This window comes from Acetobacteraceae bacterium, from assembly GCA_004843345.1.
In the GTDB taxonomy this organism is placed as follows: domain Bacteria; phylum Pseudomonadota; class Alphaproteobacteria; order Acetobacterales; family Acetobacteraceae.
In genome coordinates this window covers 2,058,519-2,077,786 of record CP039460.1, presented here as the reverse complement: position 1 = coordinate 2,077,786, position 19,268 = coordinate 2,058,519, and the positions used below count along the sequence as shown (strand labels likewise).

The window sequence follows — 19,268 nt, the reverse complement described above, 5'->3', positions numbered from 1 at the left end:
AATTCAAAATTCTTTAATATTTTTCTAAGCGTTCCAAAGAAGCTTCTTTAATTCTTCCATTTATTTTTTTAACTGTCATTTGGATTTTTACATATTTTCCGGTCCAAAGTGCTTCAGTTAAGATTTCTCTTGTGTGTTGTGGTGGAAGCATTTTACCCAATGCGATACCCGTAACTTTAGACAATTTCTCTCCCTTTGCCGAAAAAGAAAAAATGCCTGTTGTTTCATTATATTCAATATTTAAAATCTTAACCTGTCCTGAGATTTTAAAAGTTTCATGATTTTCAAAACTGAATGGAATTAAATGTTGCCCCTCTTTAGATTCTTTTAAATCCTTCGATGGCACCAAATCAGCTTTATTTCCTTCTAAAAAGGTCTTCTTATGATCAGCTTTTTCTTTTTTTTCTAGAGACAATTTTTCTAGAGACAATAAGCGTAATAACTCCAACCCTTTATTTTTAAAATTCTTCTCTAACAGAACAATTAAAAGGGTCAAAGTACATAAACATACCAGTGCAACAATAAGAGGCATTTAAACCAACTTTCAATAATTATTCGTTAGGTTTCAGCCTACTCTGTTTTTCTGATTCTATACGCTATTTGCCTTTTTGAGGAATAGGATTCTTGTCTAAATAATCCATTGTATTTTCTAGCCACTCAGCAATATCTTTTGGAACTTTAGAATCTCCTCTAAGATATTGCAGAAAAGCCCCTTCCGACTAATTAAAAGCTCTTGCAGCGCTTGTTTGAGTCCATTCCAATCTTTTTAAACACTCTTTCAATCTTTCTGGGGTCATTTTAAAAGCATTCTTTTATAGGTCATCAAGTGCTTCTTGGCATTGCTTGATATGACCCTCAAGATAGGATTTTATTTCTGGTGTCCAGCCTTGAGGAATATCTCTATCACCTCTCATAATTGCCCTTATAGAGGATGAATTAACACCCAAAGCAGTCGCTAAGGGACTTTTCCAGCGTTCTTCTCCAAAGAGTGCCTTCCCTATCTTTTCAAGCTTCTCAGGTGTCATTTAACGAGATACCAAGCAATAACAAACGTTAAAACGGCAATAGCCCCATAAAAGCGCAAAACGTGCCATGTGCTATCATAAACGTGTGCTTCAAACCATTTCATTCTTCTTTACTCCCTTGGAAAAGGAGGGGTTTTCCCCCTCCAACTCCTTATTTTTTAAAAAATTGAACAATGGCTAAAACGCCTTGAATAATAGAGGATATGGAAGCAAATATTCCAAACCAGCCAATAATTAAATTTCTTGTTGAATTCTTCATTTTTAAAAGTCCTTTTAACTTTCTTACCAGTCCTGATTAACTGATATGTCCTATTATATAGGACAAAATAAAAGAAAAGGAAAGAGAAAAAATGAATTTATTTTATAAAAATACAGAATTTTTAAAGGGAAAAATGTTCAAATATAGCAAACAAAGCAGCAACAAGACCCACGAAAGCCACAAGGTAACCCCACATTGCAGCATAAGTTGGCAAATGGGGTATTTTCTCATTTTGAACGTCTAGCTTTGAGTTTACCTGAGCCAGTCCATCAGTGATCTTGTTATTCACTTGCGCCAAACCGTCGGAAAGATTGTTATTTGCTTGGTTTAGTCCATCAGTGATCTTGTTATTCACTTGCGCCAAACCGTCGGAAAGATTGTTATTTGCTTGGTTTAGTCCATCAGTGATCTTGTTATTCACCTGCGCCAAACCGTCGGAAAGCTTATCAAGTTTTCCGTTCATTTCTCTTAAAATGGTTTTTGTATCCTGAGCTGTTTGCTCTAAGAGGGCGACACGAGTTTCCATAGTAGGAATATGACCCCCACCATCTCCACCGTCAAGAGGTGAACCTTTTGGGCGGAAAGCATCTATGTTAACCACCTTATTCATCTTTATCATCACCTCGCAGCAAAACAGCCTCTGAGAAAATTTGAACATTCCCACAATTTGAGCAAGCAAAACTATATGTTGGGTAATATTTACCTAAGATGTTCACAGGAAGAACAGTAACTTCCTTCCCATAACCAAGAAGGACAAACCCTTCTTCTTGATTTTTTCCACAAACTGGACATTTGAGAGCAAGACCTTTTTGTCTGAAAAAATTTAGAAACTCTTCTCTTCGCTTTTGATAAAAATCAATCGCTGATTGCTCATCGTTTATTTCAGACATGCTTCCCTCATTTAATTATTCCACAAACAAAAAGCGCAGCCATTAGCCGCGCTTCTGTACTATCTATTTCCAAACCCATTTCCCAGCCACACGGCCTATAATTCGAATTTCTGAAAAATCCATTTCGTACATCGGATACGTTGAATTTCTGGAAATTATCCGAACCATTGCACCTTTAGATTTCGGAATTATCTGCAACTGCTTTAAGAAATTCCCTTGGTCAGATCCAAAAACATAAACGCCATCATGGGTCAGCCTATTATAGCTTAAATCAATTAAAATCCGTTCTCCTGGACTATAATCTGGCTCCATGCTGTCACCAGCAACCAGCATAATTGCCAGCTTATTTGACGCCTCAACATTGACACCAGCCAAAAAAGACGGTGGAACGAACCAAATTTTTGATGCGTTTTCAACGTCAGAAATAGGAATCATACCACCACCTGCTGAAGCTGAAATATCATATTCAGGAATCTTTATCAGGCCTGAATGGGGAGCATTTTTAGGATCTTCTTGAGCTGATCTATCAATCGCCTCATCTATCTGTGAATCTGGCAAAGCAAGCTCCCATACCTCATCAAAAGTTACTGGTGGCTTTCCAAGGCCTACAAAAATTTTCTCTAATTGTTGAACCAGAGGAACAGGCAAGAACTCTCTTTTTTGATTGGTTTCATTGGCTCTATAGGTCGACCACCTATTACCCAAACCAAGCCGTCTAGCTGTCTCTCTAAGACTCAGGCCAGTACGCTCTCTTAATGCTCTTAATTTATCACCAGTAGTCATTTTCATTCTTTCATTATGTACTAAAAATTCGCACATGTAGTGTGCATAAAAAATGCTTTACTAGTGTGTATTTTTATTGCACAAGAGAAGAATGAATTACACAGCACACTTAATTGATGAAACTTTCAATGGAACACGCAAACTTGCGCGAGCTTTGCGTGTTAGCCCATCAACTGTTCAAAGTTGGAAGAAAAAAGGGAAAATCCCAGCTTCCAGATTACTTGAAATCGAAAATTTGACAGGAGTTTCTCGTGAAAAATTAAGACCTGATTTATACACCTACCCCACCGCGAAGGAGGCGGAGAAGAAATGAAATATATTTCTCCTTTCCGATACCCTGGCGGAAAATCTTGGCTTGTTCCAAAAATCAAAGCCATTGCCCAAGAATGGTATCCACAGGGCTTAGACAAAATTATTGAGCCTTTCTGTGGTGGAGCAAGCGTTTCTTTAGATTCAATTGCTAAAGGCTGGGCAAAGAAAGCTCATTTAAATGATCTCGATGAAAAAATTTATAATTTTTGGAATGTTCTTATTGGGGGTATCATACGAGTAAATGGCCTCTCAGATAGCAATTGCTTTTTTAACTGTTTACAAAGAACTAAAACGCCAGAAGATTTTTGGTGCAGTTACCCAGAAGAAACAAGCTTTGAACCTTCTGGTAGCCCATGGGAAGAAGCATTAAAAACTCTAATTCTAAACAGAACATCTTTCACTGGCTCTATTTATCCTGCTCTTTCTGGGAAAATGGGAAAGGGCCACACAAGATGGAATCAAGAGAAGCTTTTTAAGAGATGCCAGCTGATCAATGAAAAGAAAGATCAGCTGGATATTTCAAACCTAGATTGGTTTGATTTCTTAGAAACACACCAAAAGAGCAATGCGCTTTTCTACATTGATCCTCCCTATATCACAGCAGGTAAAAAACTTTACCGACATTATAATGTTTCGCTTCCTGATATTTTGAATACCACTCGCAAGCTTAAAGGTGGCGTCATCATTTCATACGAAGATGATGAGCAAGCTGAAATGCACGCTAAGTGCCAAAATTTCTGGGTTCAGCGTGTAAAGATGCCTGCTGGAAAAACGGAGCTTCTCTTCTTAAAGGAGCCAGAGGAATGAGCAACCTTCCAGCAACTATTTCCGAAAAAACAAAGCAAGAAATTGCACATTTAAAGGAGTACAATACGCCACTCCATGAAGATGAGCTTTTAAATATCTGCAAACACTGGCTGACACGCATCAATCTTTGCTGCGCTTATCCCGTTTCGGAAACAATTCTTGCAGCTAAAATCCCCTTATATGCAAAAACGTTCCAACATATTCCAAACATCTGCTGGTCAGAAGAAAGCCTCAGAAAATTCTGTGCAGAAATGAAGAAATTTCCATCGACTGGAGAGCTTGGTGAATTCTTCTCAAAGATTCAAAAACCATTCCTTGCAGAGTTAAGCTTTTTAAGAAGACAGCAGCAACAAGCCCTTGAGCTTGCCCAGCTTCGCTATGAAGAGCCGAGAAAACCGATTTCTCAAAAAACACTGAATGAAGCCCGAGCTTTTATCAAAGCAGGAAAAGCAAAGGCTGAACTGAGCCAAGCGCAATGGCGTGAAGAGCAACAAAAAACACAACAACGCATTAGAGAGGCATTAGTCGCATGAGTTTAGAAGCTATGCACTGGGCTTTTAACCAGCAAGACACAACACCTTCAGAAAAAGTATTGCTCCTTGCGCTCGCAGATCATTCTGCGCCTGATGGAGAATGCTGGCCGTCTATCCCTCTTCTCATGAAGAAAACCTCCCTAAGTGAAAGGGCTGTTTTTAACAACTTAAAATCACTTTCAAAAAGGGGTGTTATTAGAAGAGAAAAAGGACATCACAAAAGCATCACAACTTTCTTAAATTTTGATTATACCCCTGCACCAGATGCACCCTGCACGAAATGCACCCCTGCATTAAATGCACCTCAAAGGGTGCAGGAAATGCAGTCAAGGGGTGCAGGAGATGCACCCAAACCATCATATAACCATCAATTAGAACCGTCAGTTAAAGAAAAAAATTCTAAAAAAGAAAATTCTTCTTCCTCAAAATCAAAATCTGAAATTCAAATCTGCTCCCCTCCAAAAGTCAAAAGAGCAACAAGGCTTTCCGAAGACTGGGAACTTCCCGATGAGGGAATCACCTTCGCTGAAGACCTTGGCCTCAATGTCCCAATGACCTTTGGAGCTTTCCGAGACCACTGGCTGTCTAAAGCTGGAAAAGATGCCTGCAAACTTGATTGGCTTGCAACGTGGCGTAACTGGTGCCGAAAGAAAGTTGAGTGGCAAACAACATCCGTCCAAACAACGAAAAAGCCCCCTGTTCAAGCATCCTTTGGTGTCAATGTGGCGCAGGGAACTGCTGAAAGATTTTTAAGAGAAAATGGAGCAAATTTATGACAGAAGAAACCAAACAAGTTGGCGGTATCGCCGTGGATCGTCTTCGTTCAATCATTGAGCGTGTTGAGCGCCTCGAAGAAGAAAAAAAGCAACTCAGCGAAGACGTTAAGGACATTTTCTCTGAGGCTAAATCTGAGGGTTTTGATGTAAGGGCCATCAAGAAAATCCTTCAGCTCCGCAAGCAAGCGCCTGCCGAAATTGAAGAGCAGGAGAATATTCTCGATGTCTATCGTCATGCGTTAGGGATGTAAAAATGAGCACCAAAGTAAATCACTTTCCCGAAGCCTCAATCTTTCTCGATGAGAATAAAAAGCCATGCGCCAAAGAAAAATCAGCTTGGCGCATCAAGCTCACTCTCGCTGGCGAAGGAACATACACCTGCAAGCTCATGAAAAAATCAAATTGTGTTGCAGGCTTTCAGAAAGTCCATGAAGAAATCTACAATCGGCAGTGTGATTCACCTTCCCTCATTTTTGATGATTACGAAGCCAAGTTTGATGAGAAAAACGCCTTAGAAGCACTTCTCACTCAAGCGTTTCCTGTTACGCCTTCAAGAATGAAAAAAATTCCCTGTCCGCTTAATCCAGATGGCTCAATCAAGAAAAGCGGTGCTGTTCGATTAGTAGGAAAACAATGAAACGGTTTAAGCAAAGCAAGAAAACAGCTGCCGAGCGGAAGGTCACAGCGCATCTAATGCCAGACAATAAGCCAACGCCAGAGCGTTTACTCAAAGAAGATTATGAGAAGATTGGTGGAAAGTTCCTGCGCTCCAATACCGTTTCTGAGCTTGAAAGGCGTGGGGTTATTTCTGGAGATGCTGTAACTGCTGCGAAGCGCTGGCTTGTGGATTTCATCTTTGCGACTGAAGGTTATGCTGATTTTCTCAAAGAACCCCTTTCAGATGAGGCCAAAGAAGAAATTGAAAAATACGGCTATGGAAATGTTGTCACTTTCAATCTCGCCCGAGCAAAAGCTTCCTCAAAACTTTTAGATGTAAAACGAGCACTTGGAGAATGTTCTCACAGGAGGCTGGTTTTACTGCTTGGCGAGCAGATTTCTTTTACAGCTATCGGTAGAAGGCTTTTCCCATTTTCGTGCCCTACACGGCAGAGAGACAAAGCCTCAATCGAATGTGCATATATTCTTGAGCAACTGGCCGAATTTTATGGCTATAAGAAGCCAATAGAAGCATTTCATCTGAAGCCTTGACCTTAATCGGATTCTAGTTAAGACTACAAGCAAGAGGCGTGATAACCTCGCAAGTCGGCTAGCTCACCCGTTAACTATGAGCCTTTTTTATGCTCGGTTGAATTATATTCAGTCGGGAGTTCTTGCCTATAAAAGACCTGTAAAGGGAAAAGCAAGAGCAGTCATTTGCGCTGTTATCACCCTCCCGACTTCCATAATATCGTGGTTGTCTTTCCGTGATAAGAAAGCAAAACAATGCAAATTCAAGTCTCCAATCCGACAAGCAGATACCTCTTGGCGCTCATCAATGACTGCGAAGGCTTCGCAAATGGTGCCAATCCCGTTAAACCACAATCAAGAGATACGTTTATATACAACGTTATAAATCGCTTGAAGGTGATTCATAAAATTATCATATCCCCTTCTGCGCTTTCAAATACAATGTCTAGATTAAAAAATACTGTTCCTCATACCATGTCCTCTCGCGAGATCGCACGCATAACAGGGAAGAAGCATTATAACGTTTTAAGAGATTGCAGAGATATGCTTTCTGGACTTAATTTTAATGCCCTCAAATTTGAGGCAATTGAAAAAGACGCTAGAAATAGGGACAAATTAGTTTACCTCCTCCCGAAAGATCTGACCTTAACATTGGTCTCTGGCTACAATGTCAAAATGCGTCATGCCATCGTCAAGCGCTGGATGGAATTAGAAGGAGGTGCCACCTCTCAAACAGAATCCTTTTATGAGAAAGAAGATTTTCGGAAATTTCTGATGTGGCAAATTGATGGCGTTGTAATTCCGAATGTGAAGGAAGTAAAAGAAAATATCGAAAATCTTTCAGATGATTACCTGAAAAGCATTTTGAGAGGACTTCTTTGGAGAGGCACTTTAAACGATTTCGCCCCTTACATCCTTTCGTACTTTCCTAAGAAATCCATATCATCTGGAGCTTTGACACTTTTTCCCTCTCCAGAAGGGGAAAAGCCTCAACTCCTAAAGATACGGGAAGCCTGTAAAATGCTGAGTATGAATCAGAATGAATTTTCAAACCTCATCATCAGCCATGGCTTTGCTACAAGAGATGAAAAAAGAAGACTGATTCCCACGAAAAGAGGCATTAAAGAAAAAATTGTTGTCCATTTTCACTACAAAAGAAGTGGTGCTATTGGTGCTAGGATACCGCTAAAAAGCATTCCTTTTATAAAGAAGTTACCTTTTTTGCTTGGATAGACAAAAATCACCTTGACAGTGCAAGGCAGTCTATACCATAAAAACAGTATAGTAACGAATTCGTGTGTTTAGATGAATTCTGTTTACTAATCCTTAAATGTTAAAGCCCCACTTTCTTATTGCCCGTGGGGCTTTTTCTTTGGGAAATTGAGAATATCTCAGCACGTCAGAGTGCGCTTCTAGCAGGTTTAAAAACCTGTGCAGTATCGTGTCGGCGACCATGCGGCAGTTGCCATCTTCCCTCTCTAAATTTGTAATCAAAAATATCGAAAAACAGCGTTTTGTAATCATTTTGGATGAGATGTAATCGTTTTGAACAGAAAACGTCCATTTGTAATCGTTTCAGTTTTTCATCGCATCACAGAAAATAATGGCACGCCCAACAAAATATAGTCCTGAATTGGTTAACCAAATATGCACGCTGATTGCTGACGGTTTAACACTTACCTACATTTGCAACTCAGACAATAAATACCCTGATATCAGCACTTTTTGGGATTGGTTGAATAAGTATCCAGAGGTTTCCCAAACATACGCGCGTGCGCGCGAGGCACAAGCTGAAGTTTTAGCTGACCAGATTATCGAAGAAGCCGACAAGGCAACGCAAGAAAATGCCAACGCTGTCCGTATTAAAGTTGATGCGAGAAAATGGGTGGCTGAACGGGCCTCCCCTAAACGCTGGGGCAACAAACAATCCGTTGAGCATTCTGGCGAAATTCAGGGAAATATCAGCAAAATTGAAATGATCGTTATAGACCCGCCTAATGGAGATACTTCGACCAAAAATTGCGAGGGTGTTTCTTCCTCTTCTTGAGAGAGAAAAACGCTACCTAGGAGCTTATGGCGGACGAGGATCTGGAAAATCAACCTTCTTTGCATTGTTCATTGTCATTCGAGCCGTACAGCAAAGTGGCTTTAGGGCCGTTTGTATCCGTGAGACAAAAGAATCAACGAAAGATTCCACTCAGGCATCCATCGCAAAACAAATTTTTGCCCTCGGTGTTGGACATCTCTTTGATATCCAGAATGATAAAATCAAAACGCCTGGCGGCGGTGTCATCATTTTCCAAGGTCTTCAGGAACACAATGCTGATTCCATTAAATCCTTAGAAGATTTTGATGTTGCGTGGGTCGAAGAAGCTCAAAAAATAGGCTTGCGCTCTTGGCGCTTACTACGCCCCACCATCAGGAAACCAGGCTCACAAATCTGGGCAAGCTGGAACCCAGAAAATGAACACGCTGCGGTAGATAAATTTTTCCGAACAGGTGCAGACCTCAGAACTGCATGTGTTAAAGCAAACTACAGAGACAATCCTTGGTTCCCTAAAGAACTAGATGAAGATCGAAAAGACGATCTAAAAAGGATGGATCCGTCTGAATATGCCCATATCTGGGATGGTGAATATCTCACCATCTCAGAAGCAGTTATCTTTAAAAACCGTGTTCTTTATGAACAGGACATTGAACCACCTTTAAATACACGTTTCTATCACGGCTTAGATTTTGGATTTGCGAATGACCCAAGCGCCTTTGTCCGATGCTGGATTGATAATGAAGATAGCCTATGTATTGATGTCGCTGAAGGCAAAGAAGGCATTGAAATTGACGACCTTCCCAACCTTTTAAATACAGTTGAAACAGCAAAAAATTGGCCGATAAAAGCTGATGGTGCACGGCCAGAAACGATTTCCTATCTTGCACGCAGAGGTTTCAGCATTTCAGCCGCCAAGAAATGGCAAGGATCTGTTGAAGACGGTATCGAGCGTCTCAAAGCTTTTAAATGTATCAAAGTCTCGAAAAAGGCTGAGAAAATAGCCAGAGAGTTTCGTACATACAGCTACAAAGTTGATAAGCGGACTGGCGATATTCTGCCTAAGATTGAAGACAAGAATAACCACTGGATTGATGCCCTGCGCTATTCACTCGATGGCATCATCACCAATAAGCGCACGATGCCCTCTTTCGCTAAATATGCTCGAAGAAGATTTTAATGTCGCTCCCAATTTTTAAAAAATGGTTTTGGGTTAGAACACCTGAAGTCGAAAAAGTACTTGAAAAGATTGAGAAAAAATCTTGGTTGAACGGCTTTAATACCGAACTTGGTAAAAGAGTTTCTGGAGCACTCGTTCTTAAAAATCATTTTAAAGCTTATGAACCCCCGCCTCGTGTCGTCCCTGAAGGGTACTGCTCTGGAATGGCAACAGACAGCGCTATCATGGCGCAAGATGACAATCTCACTGATTGGGCATGGATTGAAGCTGGTGCAAGTCGAGTAGAAAGTTGGCTTGCCGATGGCATTGGCTTTCTTGGGTATCCCTACCTTGCTGAAATGGCTCTGCGTGTTGAGTTCCGTGGACCTTGTGAAATTTTAGCTGAAGAGCAAGTGCGTGAATGGATAAACATCACTTCTGTTGGATCCAAAAAAACAATTGATGACGATGAAATCTCATCAAAAATTAAGGAAATTGAAGTTGAGTTTAAACGCCTCAATGTTAAGCAGACTATACGGCAATATATCTTAGACGGTTTGCTTTATGGCTTAGGTCATATTTGGATTGATATTGAAGGTGTTCCTATCACTATTGATGGTCAAAACATTCCCCTAATTTTAACACCAGAAGCGAATTTAAAGGGAAAACTAAAACGCCTTGAAAACATCGAAGCTGTTTGGGCTGTTCCTAACTTATACAATTCTGACAGTCCGTATCAGGAAAACTATTACAAACCTATAAACTGGTGGGTTCAAGGAAACCTAACACACCAAAGCAGACTTTTGACAAACGTTCCTTTTGTTGTGAGCGATCTATTTAAGCCAGCCTTTAATTTTGGCGGACCATCTCTCACTCAATTCCTACGGCCTTATTCTCACAATTTCCTTCGCATTCGGAATTCAAACGCCAATATCGTTTCCAATTTTTCAAAACTCGTTTTGAAGACAACGATGGCAGCTGAAATGGAAACTGGCGCTGCGATGCAAGGTATTGAAGGCCGTGCAACTGTTTTAAGGAATTTGTCAGAAGGTCAAGACACAATTGTCTGCGATAAAGAAGCAGAAGATGTTACGATTGTCTCTGCGCCACTCAGTGGACTGGATCATCTCTACGCTCAAGCTCAAGAAGCTCAGGCAGGTATTGCTGGTATTCCTCTTGTAAAATTGTTTGGAATAACCCCCACAGGATTAAATGCCTCTTCTGATGGTGAAATTCGCGTCTTTTATGACAAGATCGCAGCCCAGCAAGAAAAGACATTAAGACCTGCTCTTGAAAAGATTTTAAAGCTTGTTCAGCTGCACCTCTGGAATGAAATTGATCCTCGAATTGATTTCGAATTTAATCCGCTATGGCAAGAAGATGCTGGCGAGAAAATCAATCGTAACAAAGCCCAAGCAGATATTGACGCACTTTATATCACTTCGGGTGTTGTAAGCGCAGAAGAAGCTAGAGAGCGCCTTAAGAATGATGTCGATAGTCCTTATCACAATGTTGATTTATCAGCGCCGCCTCCTGAGCCTCCTGAAATGGCAGACAGCGACCTCAACTCTTTGATGAAACATGACGAAGAATCAAATGATTAAGCTTGTATCTCCTTCTGGAAAACCTTTGCTGCTTTCTGCCGCCCGTAAAAGCGCAGCTGTACAAGCAAATTATTACAAAGCCTTGCATCAACTTTTAGAGAGTATGAATGCAGACATTGTTCGGAAGATTCACAAAGCTTACAAGCACGCAGAGCCTGAGATTTTAGCGACTGATGCTGAGTTTGAAGAAAGCGAGCATCCGAGAGATGAGCATGGACGGTTTGCGAAAGCGCAAGGTGTTAAACAGATTCATAGATACGAAGATCTGCAACATAAACATAAGCCTATTTTAGACAGAATTGCGAAAGAAGCAGGACAAGAAGCACATGTTATCGGAGAAGTTTCTCATCCAGATGCCTCTCACATTGCTGTTCCTGTAATTGCTTATAGAGGAAATGTAAAATATGGCTTAGAACACATTGATGCACATAAAAAAGATTATGAACGAAGAGGCTTTAAAACAGCCTTATCATACGCATTTCATATCGTTCAAAATTACAACGAAGATTTGAAAGATAAAAAACATGGCTCACGAATTTTAGCGATTAAGCCTAAAGCAAATGAGAAGCTAGCAGACATAACTGCCTTGCACATTCATCCTGCTAAGGATCATTACAGTGTAACAACAGCTTTCCCAGAAAGAATCTCGCAACTTTTAAAATTAGAAAAAACGGTCAAAGAAGCCAACTCTTCTTTTGCTAATCAACAAAACGCATCTGATCAGGAGCTTATCAGACCATCAGCAGAGGATGCTGTTGCGATGGACATTGTGTCTGGAACTGCGACCGTTTCCACTAATATAGATTTTTATTCTCCTCTTTTCAAGCAACTAGAAGAGCCAGTTTTACTTGCACAAGACGCTTCCCCCCTCTTCAATCTTCGCTCCATCGTTGACGACTTAACCAAAGAATGGACATCAGCTTGGAAAAAGAAAGCCTTCGAAATTGCGAAAAAGTTCGTTCTTGGTGGTGAGAAGCATTCCTCTTTTCAGTTCCAACAGGTTCTCAAAAAAAGTGGCTTCACGGTCAAATTCAGGCCAACAGAAGAAATTAAACAAGCAATGGCCTTGTCTATCGCTGAGAATGTAAGCCTCATTAAATCCATTGCCTCAAAGTATCTCACAGATGTGGAAGGCGCTGTGATGCGCTCCGCACTCGCTGGGCGTGATTTGGCAACGCTCTCAACTGAACTTGAAGAAAAATATGGTGCTACAAAAAGACGTGCCGCTTTTATCGCAAGAGATCAGAACGACAAAGTTACTGCCGTTGTAAATAGAGAGCGCCGTTTAGCCCTTGGTATTACGCAAGCTGTCTGGATTCATGCAGGAACACCTAAAAAGCCAAGGCCTCGGCATCTTCGGGCAGGACATGAAAAGCTTATCTTCGACATCGCAAAGGGCGCACCTGTCGGCGATGATAATGGAAACTACGTCCAACCAGGCGAAGAAGTTTATTGTGGATGTACAAGCCGTCCGATTATCCCAGGCTTTGAAGATGATTAACCTTTGAAGAAAAACTTAACATGAAAACAATGGCACACGACCGTATCGGATCCGTTCGTTTTGAAGATGATCATGGCATCATGCGTGTTGCCACCTCTCCAATTTCCAAAGCGAATGTTTGTCCTTATTACGGCAGAGAAATTCCTAAACATACTGAATTGGGGCTTGATAAAGAGAAAATATATAATCTTTATCGACACCCTGATGAGCTGAAAAAAGGTGCAGATACTTTCAACGGAATTCCGCTCCTAAAAGAGCATCTTCCCGTAAATGCTTCTTCACCTCCAACAAACTCTGTTGTTGGAAGTGTTGGAAGCAGTGCCACTTTTTCAGATCCATACCTCACAAATTCTCTGTCTGTCTGGGATGAGGAAGCCATTAAAAAAATTAAAGATAACAGTCAGAGAGAACTTTCCTGCGGTTATGACTATGACGCTGATATGACCCCAGGAAAAACCCCAACAGGGGATAAATATGACGGTGTAATGCGGAATATCAGAGGCAATCATGTCGCTCTTGTTCCCGAAGGAAGAGCAGGAAAAGACGTTCTTGTTCAAGATGAAGCGTTAAGAAAACCAATAATTGAAGGAAACATTATGGAAATGACAGCCATTATCTCGGCATTGCGTGATTCATGCCCAGATAAATCAGATGACGAAATCAGAGCAGCTCTCAGTGCAATGATTTCAGCGCTTAACAATTCCCCAGAAGGAGAAGAAACACCTCCTCCCTCCGAATTAAATGGCGATGAAGATCTTGAAGAAAAAAAAGCAAATGAAATCCGTGCTGGCGAGGAGGCTAATAAAACTTTGGATAAAGAACGAAAAAATGGAACTGATCCATCGGGAGCAACCGATGAAGGTGAAGCAGAAGCCAACGCAAATGAAATTGCTGGCGGTGAGAAAGCCAATAAAACACTTGATAAAGAGCGAAAAGATGGCACTGACCCTTCGGGAGCAACAGATCAAAAATCCGTTCAAATGGCGATTGATAAAGCGATCCTCGCAGAACGCTCACGCCTAGCTGCAGCCGAGAATGCAAGAAATGATGTACGACCTCTTGTTGGTGAAACAATGGGATTGGACACTGCCGATGCTATTTATGCCTACGCTTTGAAACAACGTGGCATTTCATCAGCAGGTATCAATATTGCTGGGCTAAAAGCACTTGTCAGAGCAGAAAAAGAAAAAATTGCTCCCTCTCGCCCCCAAAACTCTATGGCAACAGATTCCGCTTTTAAAAATGTGAAAGTGCCAAAAAAACTTTAAGGATTTAAAAAATGTCTTTTCAAAAAAAAGTAAATTACAACTGGCCAGAAGGCTATCCTGGCGGAATTGCCTCCGCTAATCCGCGCAGGACTGTTGTTGCTCCACAAGGTGGTTGGAGAGCTGGAACAAATGGCGTAACCATCGCCTCCTTTGCTTGGGCTGACCCCACAGATGATAGTGGACAAACCCTAACAAACAAAGCTCCTTCAGCCGTCATTCCAGACGGTTTTATTTTGCGTGAACAGCAGGGTTTAACAACGCAGTATCTGCAAGATGCAACCATGTCTATTCCAGAAGGCTTTGGGGTCGTTATGGTAGATGGTGGGGATTACTTTGCGCTTTCCTCCACAGATGCCACACGAGGGCAGGCTATTTTTGCAAACACAGCTGACGGATCCATTCAAACAGCAGCAAAAGGCTCAACAGTTTCTGGAGCTGTGGATACAGGATGGATTGTGACACGTGGCGCACCTACTGGACAAGTTCTGATTATGACAGGGCCATTGGAATCAATGCTGTCTCTAAGCGCTGCTTCTCCAACATCCTCCCCATCCAAATAAGGAAAATAAATAATGTCCGCAAAATTATCTCCTAAACAGCTCAAGCAAGGCTGGGGCGTTGAAGGCGTTTTCGATATTAAAATGGCAAGTGACGCTGCTATCCCTGGCTATTCCTCTGTTTTAAATCCAAACAGCGGTATTCCATTCATCTTTTCCACTTGGTCAGATCCAAGGGTTATTGATGCCATCATCACTCCAACAAAAATGGAAGAGACTTACGGCGTCTCTCAAAAAGGTGACTGGCTAACAGATACAGCACAGTTTCCATTTACAGAGCTTTCTGGACGTGTTGAAACTTACGGTGACTACTCCCAAGGTGGTGATGCAAGCGCAACAGCTAACTGGGAACAACGTCAGTCCTATCATTATCAGCTTTGGACAAAATGGGGCGAAAAAGAAGCTGCCAGAATGGGATTAGCAAAAATTGACTGGGTCAATAAACAGAACGCAGCTTCAATTTCTGTTCTAAACAAAGCCAGCAATCGGATCTCTGGTTTTGGTATTCAAGGATTGCGTTTATATGGCGCTTTAAATGATCCTGATTTACCGCCAGCCATTCAGCCCACGCCTAAAATTGATTCAACTGGAAAGCCTGCTGCCTCTAATGGATGGATGTCAACTTCTGATCCACTGCAAGTCTATGCAGATGTTCAGAAAATGTTCCAGCAACTGACAGTACAGCTTGGTGGTAACGTGGACATGGATACGCCAATGAAGCTTGTTATTCCGACAGAACTTCAAGTGGCAATGACTTTCACGAACCAGTTTAATTTAAAGCTCCGTGAAGTTTTAAAAGAAAACTTCCCAAATATGGAAATTGCAACACTTCCAGAAGCTGGAGCCACACTTTCTGGCGGTATTTCAAAAATCACGCAAGCACAGCTTTTCGTTAAAGAAATTGATGGACATGAAGTCGTCACAACAGCCTTTACCGAAAAGTTAAGGGCACACACCGTTGAACGTTACAGCTCTAACATTCGACAGAAGAAATCACAGGGGAATTGGGGAACAATTTGGTTCTATCCAGTTGCCTGCGTAACAATGGCAGGAATTTAAAATGGCTGAAAATGTAACTGTAATTTGTCGTATGCCCTCTGGTGTAAAACTTGACCTTTACGACATGCAAGCTTTGTCAGAAAGAGCCGCTGTCTTAAAACAAGGTGGTTTTCCTCCACAACTTGCTCCGATCAAAGTCGTTACTTTAAAAGGGGCATCTTCTGACATGCGCTTTCATAAAGCAGATAATGTTTTGATTGGTATGGCAGGCAGAAATATTGTCGATGCTGAATTTTGGGAAGCTTGGCTGGCTCAAAATCAAAACAGCCAGCTTGTGACAAAAGGTCTCGTTTTCGCTGAAAAAAATTCAAAACGGGCTGAGGCAAAGTTTAAAGAGGTTAAGTCCGAAAAAACAGGCCTTGAATCTCTTGATTCCTCAAAACCAATTGAAGGAGTCACTAAGCTTGACAAATAACAGCCCTCCTGGCGTTGTTGTTTTCGATCCCACAGCTTGGAGAGCAGCCTTCCCTGCTTTTTCTAACCTTACCGATGAACAGGCGCAGTTCGATTTTGACTGCGCTTGTGATTATCTCAACAATACGCCCCAATCCCCTGTCCGTGATTTAGCAAAGCGTGAGAGGCTTCTTTGGCTTCTGACTGCACATATTGCTCAGCTAAGCTTAAATGCTTCAGCTGGACAATCTGGTGGTGGATCAAACGGTGGAAGTGGATTGGTTGGGCGTGTCTCTTCGGCAAGCCGTGGATCTGTTTCTGTCAGTACTGATGCAACTGGAATCCCAGGAAGCGGTTGGTGGTTTGCACAAACACAGTACGGCGCAACCTTTTGGCAGGCAACGTTGCCCCTGCGCCAAATGCGCTTCATTCCTGGACGACCTCATCCAGCAAAGATTTTCCCATAATGTCCATTAAAATCACAGGTGGTTCAAAGCTCAAGAAAAAGCTTGAGAAACTTGCCCAGAAAGCTGGCAAAGACATGCACGTCAATGCGGGCGTGCTTGAAGGCGCAACTTATCCAGATGGAACTTCTGTTGTCGAAGTGGCTTTCTGGAATGAGTATGGCACCAAGGATGTACCTGCTCGTCCCTTCATGCGACCAGCAATCGCTGAGAATAAAAGAAAATGGTCTAAACTACTTGAACGAAACTTAAAGCAAAATGATTTTAATGTATCACAAAGCTTAGGCCTTCTCGGAGAAAGAATGGCAAATGACGTTCGAGAGAAAATTCTTTCAAATCCGCCGCCTCCCAACAAAGCTGTTTGGATTACAGAAGAAAAAACTAAAAAAACAGAAAAAGGCGCAAGGTATATTGAACAGACAAGACGAAAGGTTGTCATCAAACGCAACAAAGATATGTCCATTCGATATGTTGATCCTGCTGCTGCACGAACCCTCAGATCAAGCGGACATTTGCTCAATTCCATTGATTATGAAGTAAAAGACGGAAAGTCGAATGATTGATTTGTTTGGAATTGCATCTTCTGTTCTTGGCGATGTGAATCCAATGCGAGAAATTACTCTCAGAAAAAGCCTTGGCGTAGCCCAAACTTCTGACTTTTTAGTCTCACCTCAATTCGAAGATTTAACGGTTCTTGCTGACATTCAAGCGACAAGCACAGGTGAGCTTCAGCTCACAGAAAACATGGAACAGCAAGCAGAGATGCGAGCTGTTTATCTGAGTGGCGCAGCCCATGCCTTAAACCGCCCTCTTCAAATTGGTGGCGACCTTCTCGTTTTTGAAGGTTCAGATTGGCTCATTACAAACGTCCTTGAGCAATGGGGAGAAAAAGATTGGTGCAAAGTCCTCGTAACTCGCCAAATTCCAAGCCAGCAAACATTAGACTGAGTACTGGCTCAGCGGTTCAAACAGATTTTAAACCAAGTGAAGCAGAAATCCTGACTGCTGTTGGAGAATGGCTTCTAACAGCACTCCCAGCTGGTTTCGGTGTGTTTCAAGGACAGCAAAATCAGTTTGCTAATCCGCTGACACAATTCGCAACGATGACAATCGTGGCAAGAGAACGGAAAAACACTGATTCAGTTTTCTATGTCGCAACGGAACGCATTATTCAAAAGAGCGTACTTTTAACAATCCAAATTGATGTCTGGGGTGCTGGCGCTGGTAACGCCGCAGAACGAGTTGAAACGCTCTGGCGTTCCCCTTCTTCTTGTGATTTCTTTCGAGAAATCAGACCAGAATGTGCCCCTACCCATGCAAATGATCCGCATCAACAAGGTTTTCAGACAGCAGAAAAGCAATATGAAGACCATTGGATTGTGGATTTAAAGCTGAATGCCATCACGCAACTTTCATCATCACAAGAAAGCGCACTAAGCGCTCAAGTCTCCCTCATCAACGCTGACTTTCCAAGTAAAATAATCCCACCCACTAAAAGGAAAATGAAATGACAATCCCTGTTTCGCAAATTGTTAAGATTACGCCTTCAGCTTTAAGCGCTGCGCCCAGCGTTGGCTTTATGAACGGTCTGATCCTAACAAACAACACGCTTCAAGCTGGCACGCTCAAAGAGTATGGAGATGCTGCAAGTGTTGCAAAGTATTTCAATGCAACCAGCAATGAAGCAAAAATGGCTGCTGCATACTTCTCTGGTTATGTCGGCGCATCTCAAACGCCTTCGAAGCTCTACATTTACGCTGTCAACTCAACTTTTAACATTTCCGATTTAGATAACGTAGTGAACGAGCTTCAAGATTTTGCAGGCTTCACAACATCTTTTGAACTATCCTCTCAAGATAAGCAAAGTGTGGCGCAATGGGTTGCCGCTCAACAGGATAATTACTGGGCTGTAATTTGGGATACAGATGCCGAAGCTATTGCCACATCTCCCAGCGAAAACTGCTTCGGCGTTTGGCTAAAAAACCAAAATATTGATGGTGTCACCGCTGTTTATCAAGATCCTGCTGTCGCTGCTGCCTGTCTCGGCTGGATGGCCTCTCTTGATTTTGAACTCACAAATGGAAGAGCAACATTAAGCACTCGGTCATTTGCTGGGGCTACTGCAACAGACGGCTCATTGTCTGATTATGAAGCCTTAATTCAAAACGGATACAATCTCTACGGTGCATTCGCAAATAGAACAGCACGCTTTAATTTGCTTCGTCCAGGTTCTGTCAGCGGTGAGTTCAACTGGGCAGACAGCTATATCTGCCAGATGTGGCTTAACGCCTCTCTTCAAAATGCTCTTATCAATCTCATCACAGATATCGGACAAATCCCCTACAACACAGACGGTGATGGCTTAATGACCGCAGCCATTCTCGATATCGTTGAAGAAGCAAGAAATTTTGGGGCTATCAATACAGGCATCAAAATTAGCTCAGAAGAAGCGTCCATTCTTCAAAGCAAATTTGGCCGTGACATCAGCCAAGACTTGTTTACGCAAGGCTATTGTTTCCAGCCAAACGCATCGACCACGCCATCAGATATTAGAAGAGAAAGAGGCTCTCCACCTTGCATCTTCGCCTATTGTGACGGTGGCTCTATCCAAACCATTAACCTTCCCTCCATTGGAGTTCAATAATT

At 41.9% G+C, this 19,268-nt stretch carries 26 protein-coding genes; 21 read left to right on the top strand and 5 right to left on the bottom strand.

Features of this window, described 5'->3' with window-relative positions:
* Window positions 1-13: 13 nt before the first annotated feature.
* From FAI40_10185 to FAI40_10165, 5 genes are all read right to left on the bottom strand, one after another.
* Window positions 14-532, bottom strand: coding sequence for a hypothetical protein (locus FAI40_10185; protein QCE35666.1), 519 nt, complete (start codon window positions 530-532; stop codon window positions 14-16).
* A gap of 280 nt (window positions 533-812) precedes the next feature.
* Window positions 813-1,025: a hypothetical protein gene (locus tag FAI40_10180; GenBank protein ID QCE35665.1), complete on the bottom strand. Its 213-nt coding sequence runs from the start codon at window positions 1,023-1,025 to the stop codon at window positions 813-815.
* 380 nt (window positions 1,026-1,405) lie between these two features.
* Window positions 1,406-1,894, bottom strand: coding sequence for a hypothetical protein (locus FAI40_10175; protein QCE35664.1), 489 nt, complete (start codon window positions 1,892-1,894; stop codon window positions 1,406-1,408).
* Window positions 1,887-2,174, bottom strand: a complete 288-nt coding sequence (locus FAI40_10170; GenBank protein ID QCE35663.1) for a hypothetical protein — start codon at window positions 2,172-2,174, stop codon at window positions 1,887-1,889. The genes FAI40_10175 and FAI40_10170 overlap by 8 nt, the downstream gene beginning before the upstream one ends.
* 63 nt (window positions 2,175-2,237) lie before the next feature.
* Window positions 2,238-2,993 (bottom strand): transcriptional regulator, encoded by a 756-nt coding sequence (locus FAI40_10165; GenBank protein QCE35662.1) that lies wholly within the window; start codon window positions 2,991-2,993, stop codon window positions 2,238-2,240.
* A gap of 55 nt (window positions 2,994-3,048) precedes the next feature.
* On the opposite strand from FAI40_10165, the gene FAI40_10160 reads away from it, so the two are divergent.
* From FAI40_10160 to FAI40_10060, 21 genes are all read left to right on the top strand, one after another.
* Window positions 3,049-3,270, top strand: a complete 222-nt coding sequence (locus FAI40_10160; protein ID QCE35661.1) for a helix-turn-helix domain-containing protein — start codon at window positions 3,049-3,051, stop codon at window positions 3,268-3,270.
* Window positions 3,267-4,076 carry a DNA adenine methylase gene (locus FAI40_10155; GenBank protein ID QCE35660.1) on the top strand — a complete coding sequence of 270 codons (810 nt, stop codon included), beginning with the start codon at window positions 3,267-3,269 and terminating at the stop codon, window positions 4,074-4,076. The genes FAI40_10160 and FAI40_10155 overlap by 4 nt, the downstream gene beginning before the upstream one ends.
* Window positions 4,073-4,609, top strand: a complete 537-nt coding sequence (locus tag FAI40_10150; GenBank protein ID QCE35659.1) for a hypothetical protein — start codon at window positions 4,073-4,075, stop codon at window positions 4,607-4,609. Before FAI40_10155 ends, FAI40_10150 begins: the two co-directional genes overlap by 4 nt.
* Entirely contained in the window at window positions 4,606-5,385 is a 780-nt protein-coding gene (locus FAI40_10145; GenBank protein QCE35658.1) for a helix-turn-helix domain-containing protein, read from the top strand. The genes FAI40_10150 and FAI40_10145 overlap by 4 nt, the downstream gene beginning before the upstream one ends.
* Entirely contained in the window at window positions 5,382-5,636 is a 255-nt protein-coding gene (locus FAI40_10140; protein ID QCE35657.1) for a DUF2312 domain-containing protein, read from the top strand. The genes FAI40_10145 and FAI40_10140 overlap by 4 nt, the downstream gene beginning before the upstream one ends.
* Before the next feature lie 2 nt (window positions 5,637-5,638).
* Window positions 5,639-6,022 (top strand): hypothetical protein, encoded by a 384-nt coding sequence (locus FAI40_10135; GenBank protein ID QCE35656.1) that lies wholly within the window; start codon window positions 5,639-5,641, stop codon window positions 6,020-6,022.
* Window positions 6,019-6,594, top strand: a complete 576-nt coding sequence (locus FAI40_10130) for a hypothetical protein (protein QCE35655.1) — start codon at window positions 6,019-6,021, stop codon at window positions 6,592-6,594. Before FAI40_10135 ends, FAI40_10130 begins: the two co-directional genes overlap by 4 nt.
* Window positions 6,595-6,828: 234 nt before the next feature.
* Complete coding sequence (locus FAI40_10125; protein ID QCE35654.1) at window positions 6,829-7,806, top strand: hypothetical protein; 978 nt, start codon at window positions 6,829-6,831, stop codon at window positions 7,804-7,806.
* A 370-nt stretch (window positions 7,807-8,176) separates the two neighbouring features.
* Window positions 8,177-8,620: a hypothetical protein gene (locus FAI40_10120; protein QCE35653.1), complete on the top strand. Its 444-nt coding sequence runs from the start codon at window positions 8,177-8,179 to the stop codon at window positions 8,618-8,620.
* Window positions 8,571-9,797 (top strand): PBSX family phage terminase large subunit, encoded by a 1,227-nt coding sequence (locus FAI40_10115; protein ID QCE35652.1) that lies wholly within the window; start codon window positions 8,571-8,573, stop codon window positions 9,795-9,797. The genes FAI40_10120 and FAI40_10115 overlap by 50 nt, the downstream gene beginning before the upstream one ends.
* A complete protein-coding gene (locus FAI40_10110) occupies window positions 9,797-11,380 on the top strand; it encodes a DUF1073 domain-containing protein (protein QCE35651.1) in 1,584 nt (527 codons plus the stop codon). The genes FAI40_10115 and FAI40_10110 overlap by 1 nt, the downstream gene beginning before the upstream one ends.
* Entirely contained in the window at window positions 11,373-12,881 is a 1,509-nt protein-coding gene (locus FAI40_10105) for a hypothetical protein (GenBank protein ID QCE35650.1), read from the top strand. The genes FAI40_10110 and FAI40_10105 overlap by 8 nt, the downstream gene beginning before the upstream one ends.
* 20 nt (window positions 12,882-12,901) lie before the next feature.
* The gene (locus tag FAI40_10100) at window positions 12,902-14,149 is read left to right on the top strand and encodes a DUF2213 domain-containing protein (protein ID QCE35649.1); all 1,248 of its coding nucleotides are present in this window, start codon (window positions 12,902-12,904) and stop codon (window positions 14,147-14,149) included.
* Window positions 14,150-14,160: 11 nt separating this feature from the next.
* The gene (locus FAI40_10095; GenBank protein QCE35648.1) at window positions 14,161-14,709 is read left to right on the top strand and encodes a hypothetical protein; all 549 of its coding nucleotides are present in this window, start codon (window positions 14,161-14,163) and stop codon (window positions 14,707-14,709) included.
* Window positions 14,710-14,721: 12 nt separating this feature from the next.
* Entirely contained in the window at window positions 14,722-15,765 is a 1,044-nt protein-coding gene (locus tag FAI40_10090) for a DUF2184 domain-containing protein (GenBank protein ID QCE35647.1), read from the top strand.
* A gap of 1 nt (window position 15,766) precedes the next feature.
* Entirely contained in the window at window positions 15,767-16,180 is a 414-nt protein-coding gene (locus FAI40_10085) for a hypothetical protein (GenBank protein QCE35646.1), read from the top strand.
* Window positions 16,170-16,625, top strand: coding sequence for a DUF4054 domain-containing protein (locus FAI40_10080; GenBank protein ID QCE35645.1), 456 nt, complete (start codon window positions 16,170-16,172; stop codon window positions 16,623-16,625). The genes FAI40_10085 and FAI40_10080 overlap by 11 nt, the downstream gene beginning before the upstream one ends.
* Entirely contained in the window at window positions 16,625-17,185 is a 561-nt protein-coding gene (locus FAI40_10075; protein ID QCE35644.1) for a hypothetical protein, read from the top strand. The genes FAI40_10080 and FAI40_10075 overlap by 1 nt, the downstream gene beginning before the upstream one ends.
* Window positions 17,178-17,570 (top strand): hypothetical protein, encoded by a 393-nt coding sequence (locus tag FAI40_10070; protein QCE35643.1) that lies wholly within the window; start codon window positions 17,178-17,180, stop codon window positions 17,568-17,570. Before FAI40_10075 ends, FAI40_10070 begins: the two co-directional genes overlap by 8 nt.
* On the top strand, window positions 17,519-18,133 hold the full coding sequence (locus FAI40_10065; GenBank protein QCE35642.1) for a hypothetical protein: 615 nt from the start codon (window positions 17,519-17,521) through the stop codon (window positions 18,131-18,133). Before FAI40_10070 ends, FAI40_10065 begins: the two co-directional genes overlap by 52 nt.
* Window positions 18,130-19,266 carry a DUF3383 domain-containing protein gene (locus tag FAI40_10060; protein QCE35641.1) on the top strand — a complete coding sequence of 379 codons (1,137 nt, stop codon included), beginning with the start codon at window positions 18,130-18,132 and terminating at the stop codon, window positions 19,264-19,266. The genes FAI40_10065 and FAI40_10060 overlap by 4 nt, the downstream gene beginning before the upstream one ends.
* Window positions 19,267-19,268: the final 2 nt, after the last annotated feature.